Genomic DNA, 3,883 nt, shown 5'->3' on the forward strand with positions numbered 1-3,883 from the left:
GGAACGAAGCCTAAGGTAGAGGATAGAAAAATTCCATTTAGCACGGTTTTTGAGACTCGTGACACGGAAGAAGTTGGATTCATGTCGGTTGTGGTGACGGGAGTTGTCGGAATTGAGCGAACAACAACGACCTATACGTTGAATCAGTCTACTGGAGAAGTAACGGCTAATGATCCGGTAGTGGAGATGGTTCAAGGGGTTAGAAATCGCATCGAATCTCGAGGAACGAAACCCCAAGTAGAAACTTCAGTAATTCCATTTGAAACGGTTTATGAAGAAGATGCAACAATGCTTGCGACAGATCCGGAGGTAGTTGTTGTTGAAGGTCAAGACGGAGAAAAGGTAGTTACGACCACTTACCGTATGGATCCGGCTACGGGAGAAGTTTCACCAGATGAAGTGACAGAGCAAGTGAAAGCTGCTGTTCAAAAAGTTGTGAAACGTGGCATTGGTTCGTCTACAGAGATCACCTATGAGACTACTTATATTAGTAATGTCGAATTGCCTCTTGGAGAGAATCGGGTCTTGACCAAAGGGGTTAAAGGCCGCCGTCATCCCAATGGTTCAGTATTGGAATCTGCTGTTCAAGAAGTTGTTCAGGTTGGAACAAAACCAACTGTTGAAACTGAGACGCTAACCTTCAAGATTGTGTATCAGGATGATGCCACAATGCTTGCGACAGATCCAGAAGTTACAGTTGTTACTGGACGTGAAGGGAAACGTGTATCAACGACTAATTACAGTCTTGATGCCAAGACTGGTCAAGTCAGTCCTCAAGAACCGATTGTTGTTACAACAGATGCGATTGATCAAGTGATTCGTCGAGGTACAGGAACAGAGGCGAGCCTTCCATTCCAAACGGTTTATCTATCAGCCTTAGAACTACCAGCCGGTGAGCGTGTACTTGTGACGAAAGGTCAAACAGGTGTGCGTCATCCAAATGGATCTGTTACAAAAGAAGCTGTAAACGAAGTCTATCAAGTTGGTGTAAAACCGGTTGAAGTGATTGAAACCTTGCCGTTTGAAACAATTTACCAAGAAGATCCATCAATGTCAGCCAAGGATCCAGAACTTTTGGTTCGTGAAGGATTGGTGGGTCAACGCGTGACCGTTACTCGTTACAGCTTGAACAATACAACTGGTGAAGTGACGGCTCAGAATCCTGAGATTCGTGAAACACCAGCTAATAACCGGATAATCAAGCGTGGTGTTGGTGCTGAGTCTTCGATTCCATTCAAGACGATCTACTTGGCAAGTAGCCATCTCCCTGCTGGTGATAAACTGCTCGTGACTGCAGGTCAATCAGGTGTTCTTCATCCAAATGGTAGCGTGTTGAAAGAAGCAATTGCTGAAGTTTATCAAGTCGGTGTGCAGCCACTTGTTGTGACAGAAGAACTGGCTTTCCAAACTCGTTATGAAGATGATCCAATGATGCGTAAGGAAGATGCTCTTGTTCTTGTTCAAGAAGGAAAATTGGGTCGTCGTATGACAACAACTAGCTATAAGCTGGATGAAATGACAGGTCTGGTAACGGCTCAGACTCCAGTTGTTGAAACAGTAGCGGCTGTTGATCGTGTCATGAAACGTGGAACAGGCCAAGATGAAGCTGTTCCAGCCGATCGTATCTACATCGCTTCTAGCAGTCTTGCAGCCGGAGAGCAAGCAGTGGCAGTAGCCGGTAAGTCAGGACTCCGTCATCCAAACGGAAGCCTCCTTCAAGTTCCAGTAACAGAAGTTGTTCAAGTCGGTGTTCGTCCAGTTGTGGTTGAAACAGAACTTGCTTTCAATACAACTTACCAAGATGATGCCAGCATGCTAGCAACAGATCCTGAGGTTGTTCTTGTTGAAGGTCTTACTGGAAAATCTGTTCAGACAACAGTCTATACCTTGAACTACCAAACAGGGCAGGTAACAGCTGAAACTACAGAAGTTGTGACGCCAGCAGTTCACCGACTCATCCGTCGTGGTACCGGTCAAAATGAAACTCTAGCCTTCAAGACAAACTATGTAGCTTCTGAAACCCTTCGTGTTGGTGAAGCTCGTGTAATTGTTGTTGGTGAAACAGGAGTTCGTCATCCAAATGGAACGATCACTAAGGAAGCTGTGAATGAATTGATCCAAGTTGGTGTTCGTCCAACAAGTCGCACAGCAGCAGTAGCCTATGTGACAGACTATGTAGCGGATGCAACAAAACCAGCTGAAACCAAGACGATTCTTGTTGCAGGAGTTCCAGGCGTTCGGACTTACACAACGACTTATGTCATGAACGATAAGACAGGTCAAGTAACTGCGCAGCCAGAAACGTCAGAAGTGACCGTGAAACCAGTTGATGAGCTTATCCAGGTTGGAACCGCTCCAAGCTATCGTCAAGAAGAAGTAGCCTTCAAGACGCGTTATGTTGCCGATCCAGATAAGGTTGCAGCTAGCCAAACAGTCTTCACCGAAGGAGTTCCAGGTATCCGTACCTATACAACTACCTATGTGATGGATAAGGCTGGTCAGGTAACTGCGCAACCAGAAACAGCAGAAGTGACTCGTCTTCCGATTGCAGAAGTTATCCAGGTCGGAACTGCTCCAACTTATCGTCAGGAAGAAGTGGCCTTCAAGACGCGCTATGTTGCGGATGTAACGAAGAAGTCAAATAGCCAGACTATCTTGGTTGAAGGTCTTCCAGGGGTTCGCACTTACACAACCCGCTATGTCATGGATGGAGCGACTGGGCAAGTAGCTGCTCAACCAGAAACAGCAGAAGTAACCCGTATCCCAGTTGTGGAATTGATTCAAGTTGGAACAGCTCCTGACTACCGTCAGGAAGCAGTTGACTTCTCTGTTATCTACACAGCAGATGATAGCCTCCTTGCTGGTGAACAAGTTGTTGATGTTGAAGGAAGCTTAGGTGTTCGTACCTATACGAAGACCTATGTTTTGGATGAACAATCCGGTCAAGCAGTAGCTCAACCAGAAACATCAGAAATCACAACAGCTGCAATAGCTCGTCAAGTACGTGTCGGCGTGAAACCAAAAGTTGAGGTTGAAAGTCTAGCCTTTGAAGTTCGCTATGAAGAAGATCCGAAGATGCTTCCAACTGATCCAGAAGTATTGGTTCAAGAAGGCGTTGCAGGAACGAAGACAACAACTACCACTTACACCTTGAACATCCAAAATGGTGAAGTAACTGCAGATACACCATCTGTTGTCCTTGTGGATCCAGTTGTGAAGATTATCCGTCGAGGAGTTGGGCAAGTAAGTCCAATTGCCTTCAAGATTATCTACAAAGCGGATGATCAACTAGAAGCTGGTCAGAAGGTAGAAGACCAAGCTGGTAAGGAAGGTGTTCGCCATCCAAATGGCTCTGTTCTTGAAGAAGCACAGGATCAACTGATCCGTGTCGGCGTTAAGGCAGTGGTCATCGAAACTAAGATTCCGTTTGAGGAAGAATGCATTGATGATCCAACTATGCCAGAAGGTACAACACTTGTTGTGGAAGAAGGACGTGAAGGCAAACGGATCGTCAAGAAAACTTACACTCTGAACGAAGAGACTGGTGAGGTGACAGAAGTTGTTACTGAGGAAGAAATTCCAGCAGTGAAGCGTGTGATTAAACGTGGAACGATGAAACCAGTAGAAGAGTGTCCAGTTGTTCCAGCAGTAGATTGTCCAGTACCGACAGCTGCAAGTCCGGAAGTGAAAGTTCTTCCAGAAACTGGAACTGAATCAGGAGCAACTCTAGCTCTAGCAGGAGCAGCTAGCCTCCTAGCAGGAGCAGCCCTAGTAAAGAAAAAAGAAGAAGACTAAGACGCAATCAAGTCTAATCGAACTTCAAAACAGCCAAAGAGGCTGGGAGTGATCCCAGCCTCTTTGTTGTTATGAGTGTTTTGTGGAA

The 3,883-nt window shown here is 45.8% G+C and carries 1 protein-coding gene; it reads left to right on the plus strand.

Annotated features, from left to right (window positions below; genetic code table 11):
• On the plus strand, window positions 1-3,795 hold a 3,795-nt coding region (locus E5983_RS08695; protein ID WP_160333446.1), incomplete at its 5' end, for a G5 domain-containing protein.
• Window positions 3,796-3,883: the final 88 nt, after the last annotated feature.

The organism is Streptococcus danieliae, assembly GCF_009767945.1.
GTDB classification, from domain to species: Bacteria; Bacillota; Bacilli; order Lactobacillales; family Streptococcaceae; genus Streptococcus; species Streptococcus danieliae.